Here is an 18,526-nt window from a genome sequence, read left to right on the forward strand (position 1 = left end):
CGGAACCGTCAGGTCGACAGAAAAGCGCTCCAGATTCAAGAGTTTGAGCAGCCGCTTTTCGATCATGTTGGGTCAACATGATCGGCGGATGCTCCAGAGCGCTTTCCGACCTGGCGGAACCATCAGGTCGACTGGAAAGCGCGCCAGATTCAAGAGTTTGAGCGAGCGGCGCCGTCATAGCGCCAGCATCCGTTCGATCGACCGCCGCGCCGGGACGGCGATCGCCGGGTCAACGGTCACCTCGTGCCGGTCCTCCTCCAGCGCGGCGCGGATGGCCTTCAGCGTGATGCGCTTCATGTGCGGGCAGAGATTGCAGGGACGGACGAAATCGGTGTCCGGATGCAGCAGGGCGACATTGTCGCTCATGGAACATTCGGTCAAAAGCACGACGCGCGCGGGCTTGTGGGCCGCCACATAGTTGGCCATCACCGCCGTCGACCCCGAGAGATCGGCTACAGCCACCACCTCCGGCGGGCATTCGGGATGGGCGAGCACGGTGACGCCGGGATAGGTCTCGCGCAACTCGGCGATGTCGGCCGGCGTGAAGCGCTCGTGCACCTCGCAATGGCCGTTCCAGGCGATGATCTCCACATGGGTCTCGCGCGCCACATTGCGAGCGAGATACTCGTCCGGGAGCATCAGCACGCGGGGCACGCCGAGGCTTTCCACCACCGCGCGGGCGTTGCCGGAGGTGCAGCAGATATCCGACACCGCCTTCACCGCGGCGGAGGTGTTGACATAGGTGACGACGGGCACGCCGGGATGGGCGGCCTTCAGCGCCAGCACGTCTTCCGGCGTGATCGAGGAGGCCAGCGAACAGCCGGCCTCGAGGTCGGGCATCAGCACGCGCCGGCGCGGGTTCAGCAGCTTCACCGTCTCGGCCATGAAATGCACGCCGGCCATGACGATCACCTCCGCCTCCAGCCCGGCGGCGACGCGAGCGAGATGCAGGCTGTCGCCCACCACGTCGGCGACGCCGTGGAAGATCTCCGGCGTCTGGTAGTTATGGGCCAGAACCACCGCCTTGCGCCGCCGCTTCAGCTCGGCAATGGCGGCAATCTCCGGCTCGAACAGCGCCCAATCGGGCGGCGGCAGCAGATCACGCAGACGGTCGAGGGCATGCGGTTCGATGGCCATTATTATGCTCACATTGAGTATTTAATGTGAGTCGCAATATAATCATTATGAGTATAAAAGCAATATGAGAATACGGCAGGCGGATGTCCGCCCGCCCGAACCCTGGATCAACTCCATCCATCCAATTGTATTTAAACGTCTTTCAGCCAGAGCCGAACCCGCCGGCGCCCTCGTGCGAGAGCGCCGAGGGGCGCCTTTGCCCCTTACTGCGCCTTGTTCAGCGCCAGATGCGGACCAGTGTTCTGGTCCACCACTTCGGGTTTGGTCACGTCGACCGGCTTGTCCCAGCCGGCCCCGAGAGCCTTGGCCAGCGCCACATAGTCGGTGGCGATGTTGGTCCGGCTGACGATCAGCGCGTCCTCGGCCGAATAGAGCGAACGTTCGGCGTCGAGCACGTCGAGGAAGGAAGACGCACCGGTCTGGTAGAGGGTGCGCGACAGCTCGGCAGCCTGGCGATAGCGCGAGGCGGCCTCGTCGAGCTTGGCCATCTGCAGCCGCTGCTGGGTGACGGCCACGAGCGCGTTCTCAACATCCTCCAGCGCGCCGAGCACCGACGCCTTGAAGGCGATGAAGCTGACGTCGCGGTTGGCGGCAGCCACGTCGACAGCGGCGGCGAGCTGGCCGCCGTTGAAGATCGGCACGGTGAGCGTCGGCCCGAAGGCCCAGCCGATGGCGGTGGACTTGCCCATGTCGCCGATCCTGGTGGCCGACGACGAGATGGAGCCGGTGAGCGAGATGGAGGGATAGCGTTGGGCTTCCGCCTGACCGATCAGCGCGGTCGACTGGGCGAGGCGACGCTCGGCGGCCCGCACATCCGGACGGTTGGCCAGCACGTCGGCGGGAATGCCGATCGGCAGGCCACGGCGCGGCAGCGGGATCGCGCCGCCACGGTTCATCTCGGCGATCAGCGCCTCGGGCTCGCGTCCCAGCAGGATGCCGAGCCGGTGCACCGCCTGCGAATAGGCCAGGCGATAGGCGGGAATGTTGGCTTCCGTGCTGGCGGCGATGGCGTCCGCCTTGGCCACATCGACGGCCGAAGCCGTGCCGGCGTCGAGCTTGGCCTTGGTCAGCGCTGCGGTCTGGCGCTGCGAGGCGGCGGTGCGGCTGGCGAGCGCGATGCGCGCCTGATAGCCGCGCGCCTCGATATAGTTGGTGGCCACATCGCCGATCAGGGTCAGCAGTGTCGAATAGAGATCATCCTCGGCCGCCTCGGCGCTATGGGTAGCCGCTTCGACGCCGCGACGATTGCCACCGAAGAGGTCGAGTTCCCAGCTGGCGTCAAAACCGGCCTGGAACATGTTGTCCACGTTGCCCTTGCTGCGGAGGCGCTGGGCGCTGTCGGACGTGCTGAGCGTCGGCTCCAGCGTGCCGCCGGTCTTGACCAGCGTGGCGCGTGCGGCGCGAATGTTGGCCTTGGCCTTGGCGACATCGAGATTGCCGGCGACGGCCTCGTCGACCAGGCGGTTGAGCGTCTTGTCGCCGAGCTTCTCCCACCAGCGCGCCAGTTCCGGCGCCGTGGCCGACTGGCTCGACTTCGGCGCATTGGACCAATGGCCGGGGAGTTGAAACTGCGGCGTCGCATAGTCCGGTCCGACCGCGCAGCCTGCCAGCAGCAGCGTTGCGAGCAGGCTCGCAGGAACCGGCAACCGAGCAAAACGAGACACCATTTCCCACTCCAGATCAGCTGAAAGGCCTGGCCAAAAAGAGGGCTCCGGAATCGGACGCGCCCGGCCATTTACCTGTTGTTAACCCTATCGAAGCCAAGCGCTCTGCAGAAGCGTCCGCCGGCGGTCATGCACAGCGGAAACCCGAGGAAAGCGCGGCGCCGTGGCCTCACGGCCACGGCCATTGTCATTGCTTACTTCTCGCCCTGCCCCGCCTCGGCAACCACCGGTGCTGACGGCGTGCCCGGTGCGGCGATCTTGCCCTTGAAGATGCGACGCACGGCCACGAACAGCAGCGGGATGAAGAAGATGCCGAGGATGGTGGCGGCGATCATGCCGCCCATCACACCGATACCGATCGAGTTCTGCGCGCCCGAACCGGCACCCGAGGCGATGGCCAGCGGCAGCACGCCGAGGATGAAGGCGAGCGAGGTCATGATGATGGGCCGGAGACGCTGGCGCGCGGCGTCCAGCGTCGCATCGATCAGGCCCCTGCCCTTGCGCTGGCCCTCGATGGCGAACTCCACGATCAGGATCGCGTTCTTGGCGGCAAGGCCGATGGTGGTGAGCAGACCGACCTTGAAGTAGATGTCGTTGGTCTGCCCCAGATAGGTTGCCGCCACCAAGGCACCGAACACGCCGATCGGCACCGACAGCAGCACCGCAAACGGGATCGACCAGCTCTCGTAAAGCGCCGCCAGCGCCAGGAACACCACCAGGATGGAGATGGCATAGAGCGCCATGGCCTGGTTGCCCGACAGGCGCTCCTGCGCCGACAGGCCTGTCCACTCATGGGCGAAGCCCGGCGGCAACTGGCTCACCATCTGGTCGACGGCGGTCATGGCGGCACCCGAGGAGACGCCCGGTGCGGCCGCTCCCTGGATTTCCATGGCCGGCAGGCCGTTGTAGCGTTCCAGACGCGGCGACCCATAGGTCCAGCGTCCCGTGGCAAAGGCCGAGAAGGGCACCATGTCGCCGCTTTCGTTGCGCACCTGCCAGCGGTCGAGATCCTCCGGCTGCATGCGGAACTGCGCATCGGCCTGCATGTAGACCTTCTTCACGCGACCACGATCGATGAAGTCGTTGACATAGGACCCGCCCCAGGCCGCCGACAGCGTCTGGTCGATGCTGGCAAGCGGAATGCCAAGCGCAGTGGCCTTCTCCTCGTCGATGGAGACGGCAAATTGCGGCGTGTCCTCCTGCCCGTTGGGGCGAGTGCCCATCAGGAGCGGGCTCTGTCCGGCCATGCCGAGCAGCTGGTTGCGCGCCGCCGTCAGCTTTTCATGGCCGGCGTTGTTGGTGTCGAGCAGGTAGAAGTCGAAACCACCGGTGGCGCCGAAGCCCTGGATGGCCGGCGGAGCCAGCACGAAGACCATGCCGTCGTGCACCTGCTGCATCATCGCGCCCATGGCCCGGCCGGCAATGGCGGTCGCCGAGGCCTGCGGCGTCGTGCGGTCGGCAAAGTCCTTCAGCTTGATGAAGACCAGGCCCACATTCTGCCCGGTGCCGCTGAAGCCGAAGCCGCGCACGGTGAACACGCCGTCCACGTGATCCTTCTCGGTGTCGGCGAAATGGGCGCGCACCTGTTCGAGCACCCGTTCCGTGCGATCCTGCGTGGCGCCGGCCGGCAGCATGACAGCCGCGATCAGGATGCCCTGGTCTTCGGTCGGCAGGAAGGAGGACGGCAGCTTCTGGAACAGATAGCCCACGCCGCCGCCGATCAGCAGGAAGACCATGAGGAAGCGCAGCGAGCGCTTGAGGATGCCGCCAACGCTCTTGCGATAGCCGCCGGCCGCGGCGTCGAAGGCGGTGTTGAACCAGCCGAAAACGCCCTTGTGCTCGCCGTAGTTATGCTGGTCCTTCAGGATGGTGGCGCAGAGCGCCGGCGTCAGGATCAGGGCCACGATCACCGAGATCACCATGGCCGAGACGATGGTGATGGAGAACTGCCGGTAGATGATGCCGACCGAGCCCGAGAAGAAGGCCATGGGAATGAACACGGCCGACAGCACGACGGCGATGCCGATCAGCGCGCCGGTGATCTCGCCCATGGACTTGATGGTCGCCTCGCGGGGCCCAAGCCCTTCCTCGGCCATCACGCGCTCGACGTTTTCGACCACGACGATGGCGTCGTCCACCAGAAGGCCCACCGCCAGCACCATGGCGAACATGGTCAGCGTGTTGATGGAGAAGCCTGCGACTGCCAGCACGCCGAAGGTGCCGAGCAGCACCACGGGCACCGCCAGCGTCGGGATCAGCGTGGCGCGGATGTTCTGCAGGAACAGCAGCATCACCAGGAACACGAGGCCGATGGCCTCCACCAGCGTCTTCACCACCTCCTCGATGGACAGCATGACGAAGGGCGTGGTGTCATAGGGATAGATCACCTCGACGCCCTCGGGGAGCGTCGGCCGGATGCGGTCGATGGCGGCCTTGACGCCGGCAGAGGTGGAGATGGCGTTGGCGCCGGAGGCCAGCGAGATGGCGATACCGGTGGATGGCTTGCCGTTGTAGAGGCTGTTGATGTCGTAGCTTTCCGAACCCAGCTCGACACGCGCCACGTCATTGAGGCGGACGATCGACCCGGTGGACGCGCCCTTCAGGATGATGTTCTCGAACTCTTCGGGCGTCTGCAACCGTCCCTTGGCGGTGACGGTGACGTTGAGCTGCTGGCCCTCGAGCTGCGGCATGCCGCCCAGCTGACCGGCGGAGACCTGGGTATTCTGCGCCGAGATCGCCGCCGACACGTCGCTCGGCATCAGGTTATACTTGGCGAGCTTGTCCGGATCGAGCCAGATGCGCATGGAGTTGTAGGCGCCGAAGGACTGGGCGCTGCCCACGCCGGGCACGCGCTGCAGCGTGTCGTTCAGCGTGCTCTTCACATAGTCGCTGAGCTGCGCCGCGCTCATCCGGCCATCGGTGGAGACGAAGCCGACCACCATCAGGAAGCCTTCGGCCGACTTGGTGACCGCAAGGCCGTTGCTCTGCACCACGGTGGGCAACTGCGGGGTGACCAGCTGCAGCTTGTTCTGCGTCTGCACCTGGGCGGTGTCGGAATCGGTGCCGCTGTTGAAGGTCAGCGTCACCGAGGCCTGACCGTCCGAGGTGGAGGTCGAGGTCATGTGATCGAGGTTGTCGATGCCGGTCATGCCCTGCTCGATGACCTTGGTCACCGAGTTTTCGACCGTCTGCGCATCGGCGCCGGGATAGGTGGCGTGCACCTGGATGGTGGTCGGCGCGATCTGCGGATATTGCGAGATCGACAGCTCGCGGATGGCCAACAGGCCCGCGAGCATGATGGAGATGGCCACGACCCAGGCAAAGATCGGGCGATCGATGAAAAAGCGAGACATCGTAAAGCCTTACTTGGTCTGAGTTGTGGGGGCGGCGGGAGTGCTTGCGGCAGCCTTCGCCGGCTCTTCGGCGGCGGCAGCGGCCTTGACGGCCCCGGTGGCCTCGTCGATCGTCACTTCCTGCGGGGTGACGTCCTGGCCGGCCCGGATCATCATGCCGCCTTCGACGATGACGCGATCGCCCTCGGCGACACCCTTGTCGACCAGCCAGTTGTTGCCGACCGTCCGTTCGGTGGTGATGATGCGATCCTCGACCTTGCCGTCGGCATTGACGAAGCGCGCCGTGGCGTCACCGGCGGGGGTCCGGCTGACCGCGCGCTGCGGGATCAGGAAGCTGTTTTCGGCCACGCCCTCTTCCACCGTCGCCCGGACATACATGCCGGGAACCAGCAGGCGCTTGGGATTGGCGAAGGTGGCGCGCAGCGTGAAGCTGCCCGTCGACTGGTCCACATTGGCCTCGGCAAACTCCAGCTTGCCGCTCTGGTCATAGGTGGTGCCGGTCTCCAGCTGGAGCTTCACCGCCACATGCTCGCCGGCGATCTTGAGGCGGCCGTCGTCCACGTCCTTGCGGAACTTGAGCAGGTTGGCGCTCGACTGGGTGACGTCCACATAGATCGGGTCGAGGGCGCGGATGGTGGTCAGCGGCGTCGCCTGCTGCGAGGTGACGAGCGCGCCGACCGAATAGGTCGAGGCGCCGATGCGGCCGGAGATCGGCGCGGTGATCCGGGTATGCTCGAGATCGATGCGCGCGGCTTCCACCGCAGCCTTGGCCGAGGCTACGTCGGCCTTGGCCTGGGCGAGCGAGGCGACCGCGTCGTCCACATCCTGCTTGGCGACGGCATTCTGCTTGAGAAGGCCATTGTAGCGGTCAACCTTGGCCTGGGCGCTCGGGACGCCCGCTTCGGCCTTCTGCAGCGCGGCGAGCGCGCTGTCATAGGTGGCCTGATAGGAGGCCGCGTCGATCTCGTAGAGAAGATCGCCGGCCTTCACCTCACTGCCTTCCTTGAAGGGGCGGTCCTTGATGATGCCGCTCACCTGCGGTCGCACTTCGGCGACCAGCGAGGCGGTGGTCCGGCCCGGCAGTTCCGCGGTCACAGCGACCGAGCGCGGATGCAGCGTGATCACGCTCACCATGGCCTTGCCCGGCGGCGGACCACCGGCACCGGCGGGCGCCGACTGTTCCTGGCAGCCGGCGAGAATCACGGTTGTCACCAGCGCCAGGCCGACCGCGCGGCTCAGGGGGAAAGGGCGACGCAGTGCCGAGTTTCTAAGGATATTGCGAGGAAAGACGGGAACGGTCACGATGTAGCCCTTATTTACAGTACGAGTAGGTACCATTAATAGAGAAGCAGACGGTCAGGTCAATTGAAACCCATGATCGCCGCATTCAAACTCGGGCCACGGCTGGGCACAATTTCGTGATCGGAGACAGTTTCATGGGGTCCCAACTGGCAGAAGAGCGCCGTCCGCGAGGCCGTCCACGGCTTGTCGGCGACGACGAACGCCGTGCCATCATCGTGGCGACCGCCCATGACGTCTTCCTGGAAGGCGGCTACAGCGCCACCTCCATGGACACCATCGCGACGCGCTGCCGGATCTCGAAACAGACGCTCTATCGGCTGTTTTCCAACAAGTTCGATCTGTTCACCTCGGTGGCCGAGGTGTTTCACCGGTCGCTGCTCGCCCTGCCCCGCCCTCCCGATGAAGAGATGCCGCTCGATTGGACGCTGGAGCAGATCTTCGACATCGACATCGATCCGGCGGACGATCTCGAGCGGGTGCGCTTCTTCGAGATGATCAACAGCGAAGCCGTCGAGCATCCGGAAGTGGCCGAACTCATCTGCGAGAAGGGCGTCGACCGCGGCACGCGCCTGATGGCCGACTGGCTGATGATCGAGGAGCGCCGGGGCCGCCTCGACATTGGCGACGATCCGCTCGACACCGCCGCCATCCTGCTCGACATGACCTTCGGCGCACTGGCGACCCATTATCGAGCCGAGTTTCAGGCCCCCGATCCGGACTGGCGCCGCCGCCATATCCGCCGGGCCATCAGCATTTTCCTGCGCGGCGCGGCGACCGCCAGCAGCTGAGCGATTCAAGCCGGTCGCGGGCGCGCCGAACCAACCCACCTTGACAGGACATCTGCGCCGCAGCATGCTTTCAAAGCGCTTCGAGCCGCCAATTTGGCGCCTGAAGACCGCGAGAAGCGATCCTGAAGAAGTCATCAAGACAAGACGAGGCTGCCGCAGCTTGCAGGGCTGACGGGCGCCATAACTGACGCAACGAGGAAGGAAGCGATCATGTCCAAGGTCACGGCTGGGGCAACGGGGGGAATGACCATGTCCGAGCGGCGGCGCGTCGACCCGGACTGGTGGCGCGGCGCGGTGATCTATCAGGTCTATCCGCGCAGCTATGCCGACAGCAACGGCGATGGCGTCGGCGACCTCAAGGGCGTGACCGAGAAGCTGGACCACATCGCCTCGCTGGGCGTGGATGCCGTCTGGCTGTCGCCCTTCTTCACTTCGCCCATGGACGATTTCGGCTATGACGTGTCGGACTATTGCGACGTCGACCCGATGTTCGGCACGCTGGCCGATTTCGACGCGCTGGTGAAGCGCGCCGACGAGCTTGGCCTCGGCATCATCATCGATCTGGTGCTGTCGCATACCTCCGACCAGCACCCCTGGTTCAAGGAAAGCCGCCGGTCGCGCGACAATCCCAAGGCCGACTGGTATGTGTGGGCCGAGCCCAAGGAAGACGGCACGGTTCCCAACAACTGGCTGTCGATCTTCGGCGGACCGGCCTGGGAATGGAACGCCGGACGCCGGCAGTATTTCATGCACAACTTCCTGACCTCGCAGCCCGACCTCAACTTCCACAATCCCGCCGTCCAGGACGCGCTTCTGGACGTTGCCCGCTTCTGGCTCGATCGCGGCGTCGCCGGGTTCCGCCTGGATACGGTGAATTTCTATTTCTGCGATGCGGAGTTGCGCGACAATCCCCCTGCCCCCAAGGACCATTTCGTCGCCACGGTGCAAGATTCCAACCCCTATGCCCGGCAGCTCCACTATTACGACAAGAGCCGGCCGGAGAATCTCGTCTTCCTGTCGCGCCTGCGCACCGTGATGGACCGCTATCCCGGCACCACCTCGGTGGGCGAACTCGGCACGGACGAAAATCTCTACGAGATGATGGACGCCTATACCGAGACCGGCAAGCGGCTGCACATGGCCTACAGCTTCGAACTCCTGAGCGCCAAGAACACCGCCGAGCACGTCCGCCGCTCGGTCACCGCCATGCTGGACGGCGCGCCGCACGGCTGGCCGAGCTGGGCGCTTTCCAACCACGACTTCACCCGCGTCGTTACCCGCTGGGGCCACGAGGCCGATGCCGCCCGGTTCGGGCCGCTCGGCGTGGCGCTCGTCACCTCGCTCAAGGGCACGGCATGCGTCTATCAGGGCGAGGAACTGGCGCTGACCGAGGCCGAAGTGCCCTTCGAGGCGCTGCAGGATCCTTATGGCATCCGCTTCTGGCCCGACTTCAAGGGTCGCGACGGCTGCCGTACGCCCATGGTCTGGTCCGACAACGACCCGACCGGCGGCTTCTCGGCCGGCAAGCCCTGGCTGCCGGTGCCTGACCGGCACCTGACCATGTCGGTGGCCCGGCAGGAGCTCGACCCCACCTCGCCGCTTCACACCGTCCGCCGCTTCCTCAACTGGCGGCGCACGCAGGCTGCACTCCGCGATGGCGACCTGACCTTCCTGGCGCCTGCCGGCGAGATCGTCGCCTTCGAGCGCAGGCTCGGGGCCGACCGCATCGTCTGCGCCTTCAACCTTGCGGCCACCCCGGCGCACCTCGCCCTCCCCTCCCCCGCCACGCCGCTCGCCGGCCATGGCTTCGAGGCGACGGCGACGCTGGCGGGACAGACGGTGGAGCTGTCCGGCTTCGGCGTGTGGTTCGGCAAGCTCTGACCGCTCGGCGAGGCGCAACGCACCCGGTACACGGGCGGCAGTTGCCTTTGCCGGGAAAAGGCCGAAAACTTACACCGCGTCCGGAACCTTCCTCACGGGCGCGGTGATCCGGCTGCATGGGCGGCACCGAAACGACGGATCACCTCGGCGCGCGAGGACAGATTCAGGTGTCGGAACAGCTGGGACACGCGATTGCGAATGGTGAAATGCGACAGGCCCAGCCGGCGGCCGATCTCCTTGTTGGAGAGATTGAGGAGCAGCAGCTCGAGGATCTCGCGCTGCCGCGCCGTCAGCTCGGACGAGCCGGACGGAGCGGCGCCATCCCGGCGGGCGTAGACGAGACAGCCCGGCGGCAGGGCCTCGCAGACCCGTTCGATCAGGCCATCGGCATCACGGGCGCGCAGCACCAGCGTGATGGTCTCGTCGTCCTCTGGCGGCAGCGGCGGGTAAACGGCCGAACCGAGGCGGTTTTCTCTGGCAAAATTCAGTTCCATGCGCAAACATCCAGTGCAAACATCGGTCTTCGGAGTAGCATCCCCGGCACGAGGGCTCATCCGCCATCCGGCGAAGGGCCATGCCGGGACGACGGCGGGGCCGAAAAATCTGCGAAGCGCTGTCTGGAGCCGACGAACGGCTTCTGCCACAGCACGAGACGAGGGACACCATGAGCGCAATCCCGGCTTCCAGAGCCGCCGAAATCGGTAGCGATGCCGTCAAACTCGGCCTCATCTACTGGATCTGCGTCTTCGTCTTCTCGAGCCTGCTGTTCGGCCTGCTCGGCGTCGACCCTTGGGACTCGGCGCGCGGCAAGATCGCGCATTATGCCTCCTGCTCGCTGATCATCGCGGCGCTCGGCTTTGCGCTCTATTTGACCCACCGCGCCATGAACCGCTTCTCCTCCTGCCATACGCTGGCGGTGCTGGGCGTGCTGTCCTTCGTCTTTTCCTTTGCCGCCGCCCCGCTCTGGGCGCTGATCGGCTACGAGATCGCCAGGCTCTGCACCGCGCCGCAGCCCCTGCCCTTCAACGCCACGGATTTCGGCTATGACATGGTCTATGGCGCCGCCATTTTCTTCGGCTGGTCCTGCCTGTTCATCGGCAAGCTGTTCGACCATGACATCCGCGAGCGCGAACGGCGGCTGGCGGCCGCGCGCGAGGAAGCGCTCGCCGCGCATATGCGGGCGCTGCGCTATCAGGTGAACCCGCATTTCCTGTTCAACACGCTGAACTCCGTCGCCGCCCTGGTCGAGGAGCAGCAGAACGGCCGGGCCCAGGCCATGGTGCTGCAACTGTCGTCCTTCCTGCGCACCACATTGACGCTCGATCCGCTCGAGGACGTGACGCTCGCCGACGAACTGGCGCTGCAGGAGGGCTATCTGGCCATCGAGCGCGAGCGCTTTTCCGACCGCATGGCGCTCACCATCGACCTCAGCGACGACGCGCGGGAGGCTTTGGTGCCGAGCCTCATTCTGCAGCCGTTGATTGAGAACGCCATCAAGCATGGCGTTGGCAGGCATGCCGGGCCGGTGGAAGTGGCGCTGACGGCGCGGCGCGAACAGGGCCGGCTGCGGGTGACGCTGGAAAACGACGTTCCGCCGCACGAAGCCGGAGGCGACCGCCCGGACACCGGCGCGGCCGGCATCGGGGTCGGCCTCACCAACGTGGCCGAGCGGCTGCGCGCCCGGTTCCAGAAGGAGGGGCTGGTGTCCTGGGGACTGATCCGGCCAGGCCGCTTCCGCGTCAGTCTCGACATTCCCTGGAGGGCCGCATGAGCGGGCTCGGCATTCTCGTCGTCGACGACGAGCCGTTGGCGCGGCGGCGCCTGGTGCGGCTGATCACCCGGCTCGACTGGGTCGACGCCGTGGAAGAGGCCGGCAATGTGGCCGATGCCCGGCGCATCCTCGCCCGCATGCAGCCTGACATCCTGCTGCTTGACATCCAGATGCCCGGCGGCAGCGGGTTCGACCTGCTGGACAGCCTCGGCCCGACGCCGCCGGCGACGGTGTTCGTCACCGCCTTCGACGAACATGCGCTGAAGGCCTTCGAGGCCAATGCGGTGGACTATGTCACCAAGCCGATCGAACCCGGCCGCTTCGGTCTGGCGCTCGAACGGGCGCGGCTCGCCGCCAGCTCGCGCCTGCAGGCCGACCGCATCGCCGAGCTGCAGGAGACGATCGAAGCCCTCAAGCAGGTGCTGCGCCACAAGCAGCGGGCCGGAGCCAGGGCAGGCGCGGATTTCTGGGTCCGCTCCCGCGGCGAACACCTGCGCATCGCCGCCGAGACCGTGCTGCGCATTCAGGGCGAACGGGATTACGTCCGCCTCCACACCGAGGGTGCCGACTATCTCTATCAGGAAAGCCTTCACTCCCTCGAAAGCCGGCTCGACGCCGACGACTTCCTGCGCATTCACCGCAGCACCATCGTGCGGAAAAGCGCGGTGACGCGCATTCGCCAGGGCGCTTTCGGCGCGCTGATGGTGGTTCTGTCCGACGGTAGCGAGTTGCGGGTGGGGCGGACCTATGCGGCGACGGTTCGCGCCCGGCTGATGTAGCCTCCCCTGCCCGATCAGGCGCCGTTCCGATGTACCGGGGACGCCGGCGCGGTTGCCTCCCCTCCCCTCGCCGCTACCCTTCGCGACCTCGGCAGTCCCCGACGGAATGCCTCTGGCGAAGGAGATCACGATCATGCGCAGGATTGCTGCGACCGGTTTGTTGCTGGCCCTGGCGGGCCCGGCACTGGCGGCGGGAACGCCGCATTTCGAGGGAAGCCAGCCGAAGATGGAGAGCAACACCGCTGTCACCTTCGACAATCTGCGCTTTTCCGGCACGGGCTATTCCACGGCGGACGCCTATCGGCAGACCTACACCTATGACGCCGTCAACAAGCGGTTCGTGCTGAGTTCCAGCGCCACCTACAAGGGGATCGGCGTCTACAGCGACTGGCTGTTCGTCCGCGACATGCCGATCGCGCAGCCAACCTTCACGGTGGGTGGCCAGACCTACGCAACGAACCAGTCCTACACCTTCACCGCCACCAGGACTGCGCCGCTCGTCCAGGTCTTCGCGCTGAAAGCGGGGCATGTGATGAGCTGGCGGCTCAGCGGGATCACCGCCGATTTCAAGCTGAGCGTCATCGGGCCCGGCAACAAGACGCTGTTCAGCTTCCGCGGCGGCGCCAATACCAACGTGATCACCCTGCCCGTGCCGATCATGGCCGACGGGACCTACAAGTTCATGATCACTCCCGACACGGCGTCGACCATGTCGATCCGCATCTACGCCAGCAATGCCAACTCCGCCACCTACAAGACCGTGGTCTCCGGCAACTCGCTGACGTCGGTGCTGAGGACGAATGTCCGCGACTACACCAAGTTCCGCGTTGTCCTGAACAAGGGTGACACCCTCCGCCTGCCGGCCGGCGCCACCAACATCGCGCTGCGCCTCATCGACGGCTACGGCAAGGTGCTCGCCAACCCCGTCGGCCTGCCGCTGATCTACACGGCCCCGGCCACGGGCACCTATTCGGTCTTCGTCTACAACGCCAGCGGTTGGGGCGGAACCTATAGCGGCACCTTGAAGATCACCGCCGCTTCAGCCGGCAATGCCGTCGCGTCCAGCGACGAAGGGGACATGCTCTCGGCAACACCGGCCCGTTGAGCTTCTCAGTCCCAAAGCCTCCTCGCCCTGTCTTCCGGCTGTTGCATCTGTCCCGGGGGGCAGGGCCTCTTTTATCTGCGACCTCCCCACCATCGCCGCGTTGCCGGCTGACATCATCGGACCCACCTCATGACCTCGCTTTCCCGCTCCATTGCCCTGGCCCTCGCGCTCGTCGCCGCCAGTTGCACCTCCGTACCGCTGACGTCGCTGGTCAGCCTCGCCAGGATCGATCCGCGCAGCACCGACCTCGGCCAATTGCGCGTGGCGGTGCGCCTGCCGGACGCCCTGAAGCCGCGCCCCGGCGGCGTGAAGCTCGATGCCGTGGTCAAGCGCCCCGGCGCGCCGGACCAGACCACCAGCTACGCGCTGGCGCCGGTCGACGATCCCGTCGAGCGGGCCGCCGTGCCCGACGATGGCGAGAGCGGCAGCGTCCATGTCTTTCGCATGATGTCGGCCGACGTGCTGCGCCTCTCCGAACTGCGCAACCGCCTCTATGCCGAAGTGGACGCCGGCGGCGAGGCGACGCTGGGCCTCGGCATCGCGACGAAGGAATTCTGCCGCCTCGGCGAGCTTTCCGACGGCGCCTTGCCCGTCACCACCTATCTCGCCACCTCGGAAACCCAAGGCTTCGTCACGGTGACGCGGGACATCGATCTGAGGTCGCAGCCTGAAACAGCCGAGCATGTGAAGACGCTTCAAGCCTGTCCGTGACAGCGCGCGCCGAGCGGGCAGGGCGGTTCGGCTGGCGCTGCGAAATTAGCAGCTGCTAATTGGCAAGGCCGGGAGGCGGAGCACCGTCACCCGGCCTCTTTCATGTCCGCCCGGCGGGCCATGACGAGATGCCCTCATTTGGCTGGGGAGATACGCTTTCCTGCGGCTTTCCGGAGGCCGCGATTATAGTATATGCGAGGATACCGAATTCGGGTGAGCCAAGGGGTATCGGGCACCATGACTGAAGACGCTCCGGGGAAGGAACCCGTCGTCCTGACGATCGACATCGGCGGTTCCAATGTGAAGCTGATGACCAGCGACGAGCGGGTATCGCGCAAGTTCGCGTCAGGCCCAGGCCTGACTCCCGAGGTGATGGTCTCTGGTGCGTTGGAGATCGCGCGCGATCTGACCTTCGACACCATCTCCATCGGCTATCCCGGCCCGGTCATGCACAATCGCATCGCCGTCGATCCGCATAACCTCGGCCCCGGCTGGGTGGACTTCGACTTCGAACGCGCCCTCGGCAAGCCGATCCGCCTCGTCAATGACGCGCTGATGCAGGCGATCGGCAGCTACGAGGGCGGGCGCATGCTGTTCCTGGGCCTGGGCACCGGTCTCGGCGCGGCCATGGTGATGGAACACGTGGCCCATCCGCTGGAACTCGCCCATCTTCCCTATCGCAAGGGCATGACCTTCGAGGATTATGTCGGCGATCGCGGCCGCAAGCGGCTCGGGAATGACGAATGGCGGACGCATGTGTTCGACGTGGTCGGCCGGCTGACCGACGCGCTGGCACCGGAATATCTGGTGATCGGCGGCGGCAACGTGAAGAAGCTCGAGGAGCTGCCGCCCAAATGCCGGCGCGGCAGCAACGCCAGCGCCTTCGAGGGCGGCTTCCGCCTGTGGAGCGACCACGAACTCAAGATCTGAGGATCTGATCGCGCCGTTCCGGCCATGGAGCGAAGGGCAGGGGGCTCAGCCGCGCGCGGCGGCCTCCAGCCTGGCGATGTCGATCTTGCCCATGGTCATCATGACATCGAACACCCGCCGGGCGAGGGCAGGGTCGGGGCTGGTGGTCATCTCCAGCAGGCACCTCGGGGTGATCTGCCAGGAGAAGCCCCAGGGGTCGCGACACCAGCCGCAGGCACTGGGCGAACCGCCGGCGGCGAGGATGGCGTCCCAGTAGCGATCGGTTTCCGCCTGATCCTCGGTGACCACCATGAAGCTGACGGACTCGTTGGGCGTGAAGACCGGTCCACCGTTGAGACCGACGAACTTGCGTCCCAGCAGGGTGAACTCGACCGTCAACTCGACGCCGGCATCACCGCCGGGGAAATCGCCGGGCGCGGCATTCACCCTGGTGATCGCGCTGTCGGGAAAGGTGGCGGCGTAGAAGCTCGCCGCCTTGCGCGCTTGGCCGTGATCGAACCAGAGGCAGGTGACCAGGTCGCTCATGCTGTCAGGCTCCCCGTTGCTCGTTGAGCGGTGCAGTGTGAACCGCAAGACCATCGAACGCAATTAGCATCTGCTAATCGGCGGCCTTGCCGGCAGTGGATCGCAACAGGGCGAAGATCAGCGGTGCCGGCGTGAAGCCTCCATCGCCCGCCTTGGCGGTCAGCGCCCTGAGATAGCCGCCCGGCGAGCGGATGGCGTCGACCCGTTCGAGGATAACCGCCAATGTCACCGCCGCGCCGCTTTCGCCCATGGCTGCCACGGCCTTGGCCCAGGCGTCCGGCGAGATGCCGAGGGCAGGGCGGATCTTCTCCGCCGCTTCCAGCAGATCGGCCCAGTTGCCGATGCCGTGCCGGGCGAAGGGCAGGATGGACGGACAGGCCTTGAGGATGGTGCCCAGATGCAGCCGGTCGGGATCCCTCAGGCCCGATCGGGTCGCCAGATGCTCGACCGCCGTCAGATCGTCCGAGGCGCGGCGCTCGCCGGATGGAGTGCCGTCCGTTTGCGGAGCTTCGGTTTCGAAGGTTTCAGAGTCAAATATGGGATTCGGGTTTGAATCTTGTTTGTGACGCTCAGTCTGACTGTCATTGCCCTTCATATTGAGGAAATTCATCTCAGATTTCAGTGACTTGTCCACAGAGGCCGCGAGGAGGCCAAGCTCGAAGCGCAACTCTTCGAGTTCCGTGCGCGACAGGCCGCGGTTGGAGGGGCGCGACAGCGGCAGGAAGCCGGCGGCGATCTCGGCCCAGGGGCCGCTCAGCTCTTCGGCGGCGGCCAGCTCCAGGCCCTTGATGATGGTGCGGCGGAGCAGCGTCACTTCCTCGCGCAGGGCAGAAAGTTCGCGCCGTTCGGCGGCAACCGCTCGGGCGGCGGCGGCGATCTCCTCGGCCCGGGCGGCGAGCGGCTTCAGGTCGAAGCCGAAGGCGCGCTCGATGGCGCCGCCCTCGCCCTTGCGGGCATAGCGCTTGCCGTTGGGACTGTCGCGACGGACGATCAGGCCGGCGTCCACCAGCTGGGCCAGCGACCGGCGCAGGGTGGGCTCGGAAATGCCATGGGCGCGGCGGCACAGTTCGAGATTGGACGGGAAGACGATGGTCTGGCCGTCGCCGGTCACCTCGTCGCCGGGATGGAAGGACAACAGCGCCGACAGCACCGTCACCGCCCGATCGCCGAGGCGGAAGGCGGCGCGCGCCTCCGACAGCGCCCGCACCAGGCTCCACTTGCCGACCCTGGCCGTCTGAGGGCAAGCCTCCGCCATCGCCTGTCCTGCGAGCATCCCCGCCGACAGGCCGCGCGCCCCGAAGGGCGCCGACAGGATATGTTCCATGGGCTGAGCAGCCCTCCTTTGCCGACTTAATCGGCTTCGGGCCTATCCCGCGGGGCGGAATGGATCCGAAGACGGCGTACGAAACCCGGAACCATGCGGTCCAAGCCCGTACCGTTCGGGCAAAGCTCAAGGGTTCGCCGAAATGACGCCGCGGAATCTTGACAAGTGATTCGGAGAGGCTTAATCGTTGGTTTGCTTAAGACTACGATTGAGGCTCTCGGGTGGTACGCCGCTTCGGGGGCCTTTTTCTTTGCCTGTGGTGATCCTCTTGTTGCTCGCACCGGCCGGGCCGGCACGAGCTTTATCCGTTGACTGTCCGCCCGCCTGCCGATGCGCCGGCGCCGGACGATGATCCGATCTTATCCCCGTTCGCCAGGACCGGGGATAACTTCTGATTTCTCTTTATATTCAGCATGCAACCGGTCGATGCGATCGGCCAGGAAGCGCGCGAAGCCCTTGTCGGCGAGCTGCAGGCGCGCGCCGCGGGCAAATTCCTGCAAGCTGCCAAGCTCGGACGCATCCTCCGCGACCAGCGGGCGCACGCCCTGCGCCTCGGCCTCCATCACCTTGTCCGACAGCGCCGCCTTCAGCACTAGATCGAAGCGCCGGTCGCTGGAAAGGTCGCCATAGCTGCTGGCGTCCAGCACCGCGCGAACGGTCTTGAGGCGGATGGGACGGGTGCGCAGCGCATCGGCCAGCGCCAGCCACTTGGTGCGGCCGACCTTGGGTGCGGTGCCGATGAAATCGATGACGTCGGCCGGCACCGCTTCCAGCGTGGTGCGGAAACGGCTGGCGTCGGGCGCGTGAATGGCAAGCGCCTGGGTGACCATGCGCGTGGGATCGATGCCATTGTCGGCAGCAAAGCGTTCGAGGCGGGCAGCGAACACCGCCTTCTCGATCCAGCTCAGATCCTCGCGGGCCGAGTTTTCGATGCCCTGGGCGAGCAGCAGGTCGGCGTCCGAAAGGTCGCGGATCACCGCGCGCAGCTTGCGGCCACCGATGGCGGCGACCGCGCGCAGGCGCCGGTGGCCGTAGACGATCTGATAGCGATCGCGGGCCGTCGGGTGGGGCCGCACCAGCACCGGCACTTCCTGCCCGTTGATGCGGATCGACTGGGTGAGCGCCGCCTCGGTGGCGCCGCCGTCATGGGGATCGAGGCGATCGGGGAAGGGTGAGGGGTCGACGTCGAGCACGTCGAGTTCGACCACGCGGCCCTCGCGCGTCAGATGGGCGAGCGAATCCTTGAGCGCGCCGAT

Annotated in this window: 15 protein-coding genes; 7 read left to right on the forward strand and 8 right to left on the reverse strand. The window is 66.1% G+C overall.

Going from position 1 to position 18,526, the window contains the following annotated elements; genetic code table 11:
- Nucleotides 1-174: 174 nt before the first annotated feature.
- The 4 genes from nadA to L2I41_RS19720 form a co-directional block, all read right to left on the reverse strand.
- Nucleotides 175-1,137 (reverse strand): quinolinate synthase NadA, encoded by a 963-nt coding sequence (gene nadA / locus L2I41_RS19705; protein ID WP_237155307.1) that lies wholly within the window; start codon nucleotides 1,135-1,137, stop codon nucleotides 175-177.
- Nucleotides 1,138-1,340: 203 nt separating this feature from the next.
- Nucleotides 1,341-2,804 (reverse strand): efflux transporter outer membrane subunit, encoded by a 1,464-nt coding sequence (locus tag L2I41_RS19710; protein WP_237155308.1) that lies wholly within the window; start codon nucleotides 2,802-2,804, stop codon nucleotides 1,341-1,343.
- A gap of 191 nt (nucleotides 2,805-2,995) precedes the next feature.
- Nucleotides 2,996-6,154, reverse strand: coding sequence for an efflux RND transporter permease subunit (locus L2I41_RS19715; protein WP_237155309.1), 3,159 nt, complete (start codon nucleotides 6,152-6,154; stop codon nucleotides 2,996-2,998).
- Between the two features lie 9 nt (nucleotides 6,155-6,163).
- The gene (locus L2I41_RS19720) at nucleotides 6,164-7,366 is read right to left on the reverse strand and encodes an efflux RND transporter periplasmic adaptor subunit (protein ID WP_313791154.1); all 1,203 of its coding nucleotides are present in this window, start codon (nucleotides 7,364-7,366) and stop codon (nucleotides 6,164-6,166) included.
- A gap of 224 nt (nucleotides 7,367-7,590) precedes the next feature.
- Here L2I41_RS19720 and L2I41_RS19725 point away from each other — a divergent pair, with 224 nt between their 5' ends.
- A complete protein-coding gene (locus tag L2I41_RS19725) occupies nucleotides 7,591-8,244 on the forward strand; it encodes a TetR/AcrR family transcriptional regulator (RefSeq protein ID WP_237155310.1) in 654 nt (217 codons plus the stop codon).
- Nucleotides 8,245-8,454: 210 nt separating this feature from the next.
- Nucleotides 8,455-10,125, forward strand: coding sequence for an alpha-glucosidase (locus L2I41_RS19730; RefSeq protein WP_237155311.1), 1,671 nt, complete (start codon nucleotides 8,455-8,457; stop codon nucleotides 10,123-10,125).
- Nucleotides 10,126-10,217: 92 nt separating this feature from the next.
- On the opposite strand, the gene L2I41_RS19735 is transcribed toward L2I41_RS19730, so the two are convergent.
- Nucleotides 10,218-10,619 (reverse strand): response regulator transcription factor, encoded by a 402-nt coding sequence (locus L2I41_RS19735; RefSeq protein ID WP_237155312.1) that lies wholly within the window; start codon nucleotides 10,617-10,619, stop codon nucleotides 10,218-10,220.
- Nucleotides 10,620-10,789: 170 nt separating this feature from the next.
- On the opposite strand from L2I41_RS19735, the gene L2I41_RS19740 reads away from it, so the two are divergent.
- The 5 genes from L2I41_RS19740 (at nucleotide 10,790) to L2I41_RS19760 (ending at nucleotide 15,421) form a co-directional block, all read left to right on the forward strand.
- Complete coding sequence (locus L2I41_RS19740; RefSeq protein WP_237155313.1) at nucleotides 10,790-11,896, forward strand: sensor histidine kinase; 1,107 nt, start codon at nucleotides 10,790-10,792, stop codon at nucleotides 11,894-11,896.
- Complete coding sequence (locus L2I41_RS19745) at nucleotides 11,893-12,675, forward strand: LytR/AlgR family response regulator transcription factor (RefSeq protein ID WP_237155314.1); 783 nt, start codon at nucleotides 11,893-11,895, stop codon at nucleotides 12,673-12,675. Before L2I41_RS19740 ends, L2I41_RS19745 begins: the two co-directional genes overlap by 4 nt.
- 133 nt (nucleotides 12,676-12,808) lie before the next feature.
- Nucleotides 12,809-13,780, forward strand: a complete 972-nt coding sequence (locus L2I41_RS19750; RefSeq protein ID WP_237155315.1) for a hypothetical protein — start codon at nucleotides 12,809-12,811, stop codon at nucleotides 13,778-13,780.
- 129 nt (nucleotides 13,781-13,909) lie between these two features.
- Nucleotides 13,910-14,491 carry a hypothetical protein gene (locus L2I41_RS19755; RefSeq protein ID WP_237155316.1) on the forward strand — a complete coding sequence of 194 codons (582 nt, stop codon included), beginning with the start codon at nucleotides 13,910-13,912 and terminating at the stop codon, nucleotides 14,489-14,491.
- Nucleotides 14,492-14,728: 237 nt separating this feature from the next.
- A complete protein-coding gene (locus tag L2I41_RS19760) occupies nucleotides 14,729-15,421 on the forward strand; it encodes an ROK family protein (protein WP_237155317.1) in 693 nt (230 codons plus the stop codon).
- 45 nt (nucleotides 15,422-15,466) lie between these two features.
- On the opposite strand, the gene L2I41_RS19765 is transcribed toward L2I41_RS19760, so the two are convergent.
- The 3 genes from L2I41_RS19765 to repB form a co-directional block, all read right to left on the reverse strand.
- Entirely contained in the window at nucleotides 15,467-15,946 is a 480-nt protein-coding gene (locus tag L2I41_RS19765; protein ID WP_237155318.1) for a VOC family protein, read from the reverse strand.
- 73 nt (nucleotides 15,947-16,019) lie between these two features.
- On the reverse strand, nucleotides 16,020-17,270 hold the full coding sequence (gene repC, locus L2I41_RS19770) for a plasmid replication protein RepC (protein ID WP_237155320.1): 1,251 nt from the start codon (nucleotides 17,268-17,270) through the stop codon (nucleotides 16,020-16,022).
- A 359-nt stretch (nucleotides 17,271-17,629) separates the two neighbouring features.
- A partial coding sequence (gene repB, locus L2I41_RS19775) for a plasmid partitioning protein RepB (RefSeq protein WP_237155322.1) occupies nucleotides 17,630-18,526 on the reverse strand: 897 nt, incomplete at its 5' end.

It is taken from the genome of Oryzibacter oryziterrae (assembly GCF_021864535.1).
GTDB classification, from domain to species: domain Bacteria; phylum Pseudomonadota; class Alphaproteobacteria; order Rhizobiales; family Pleomorphomonadaceae; genus Pleomorphomonas; species Pleomorphomonas oryziterrae.

Coding starts and splice junctions, on each gene's coding strand:
- L2I41_RS19760 (WP_237155317.1), top strand. CDS start 14,729: ATGACTGAAGACGCTCCGGGGAAGGAACCCGTCGTCCTGACGATCGAC.
- L2I41_RS19715 (WP_237155309.1), bottom strand. CDS start 6,154: ATGTCTCGCTTTTTCATCGATCGCCCGATCTTTGCCTGGGTCGTGGCC.
- L2I41_RS19765 (WP_237155318.1), bottom strand. CDS start 15,946: ATGAGCGACCTGGTCACCTGCCTCTGGTTCGATCACGGCCAAGCGCGC.
- repC (WP_237155320.1), bottom strand. CDS start 17,270: ATGGAACATATCCTGTCGGCGCCCTTCGGGGCGCGCGGCCTGTCGGCG.
- L2I41_RS19735 (WP_237155312.1), bottom strand. CDS start 10,619: ATGGAACTGAATTTTGCCAGAGAAAACCGCCTCGGTTCGGCCGTTTAC.
- nadA (WP_237155307.1), bottom strand. CDS start 1,137: ATGGCCATCGAACCGCATGCCCTCGACCGTCTGCGTGATCTGCTGCCG.
- L2I41_RS19750 (WP_237155315.1), top strand. CDS start 12,809: ATGCGCAGGATTGCTGCGACCGGTTTGTTGCTGGCCCTGGCGGGCCCG.
- L2I41_RS19745 (WP_237155314.1), top strand. CDS start 11,893: ATGAGCGGGCTCGGCATTCTCGTCGTCGACGACGAGCCGTTGGCGCGG.
- L2I41_RS19755 (WP_237155316.1), top strand. CDS start 13,910: ATGACCTCGCTTTCCCGCTCCATTGCCCTGGCCCTCGCGCTCGTCGCC.
- L2I41_RS19740 (WP_237155313.1), top strand. CDS start 10,790: ATGAGCGCAATCCCGGCTTCCAGAGCCGCCGAAATCGGTAGCGATGCC.
- L2I41_RS19710 (WP_237155308.1), bottom strand. CDS start 2,804: ATGGTGTCTCGTTTTGCTCGGTTGCCGGTTCCTGCGAGCCTGCTCGCA.
- L2I41_RS19725 (WP_237155310.1), top strand. CDS start 7,591: ATGGGGTCCCAACTGGCAGAAGAGCGCCGTCCGCGAGGCCGTCCACGG.
- L2I41_RS19730 (WP_237155311.1), top strand. CDS start 8,455: ATGTCCAAGGTCACGGCTGGGGCAACGGGGGGAATGACCATGTCCGAG.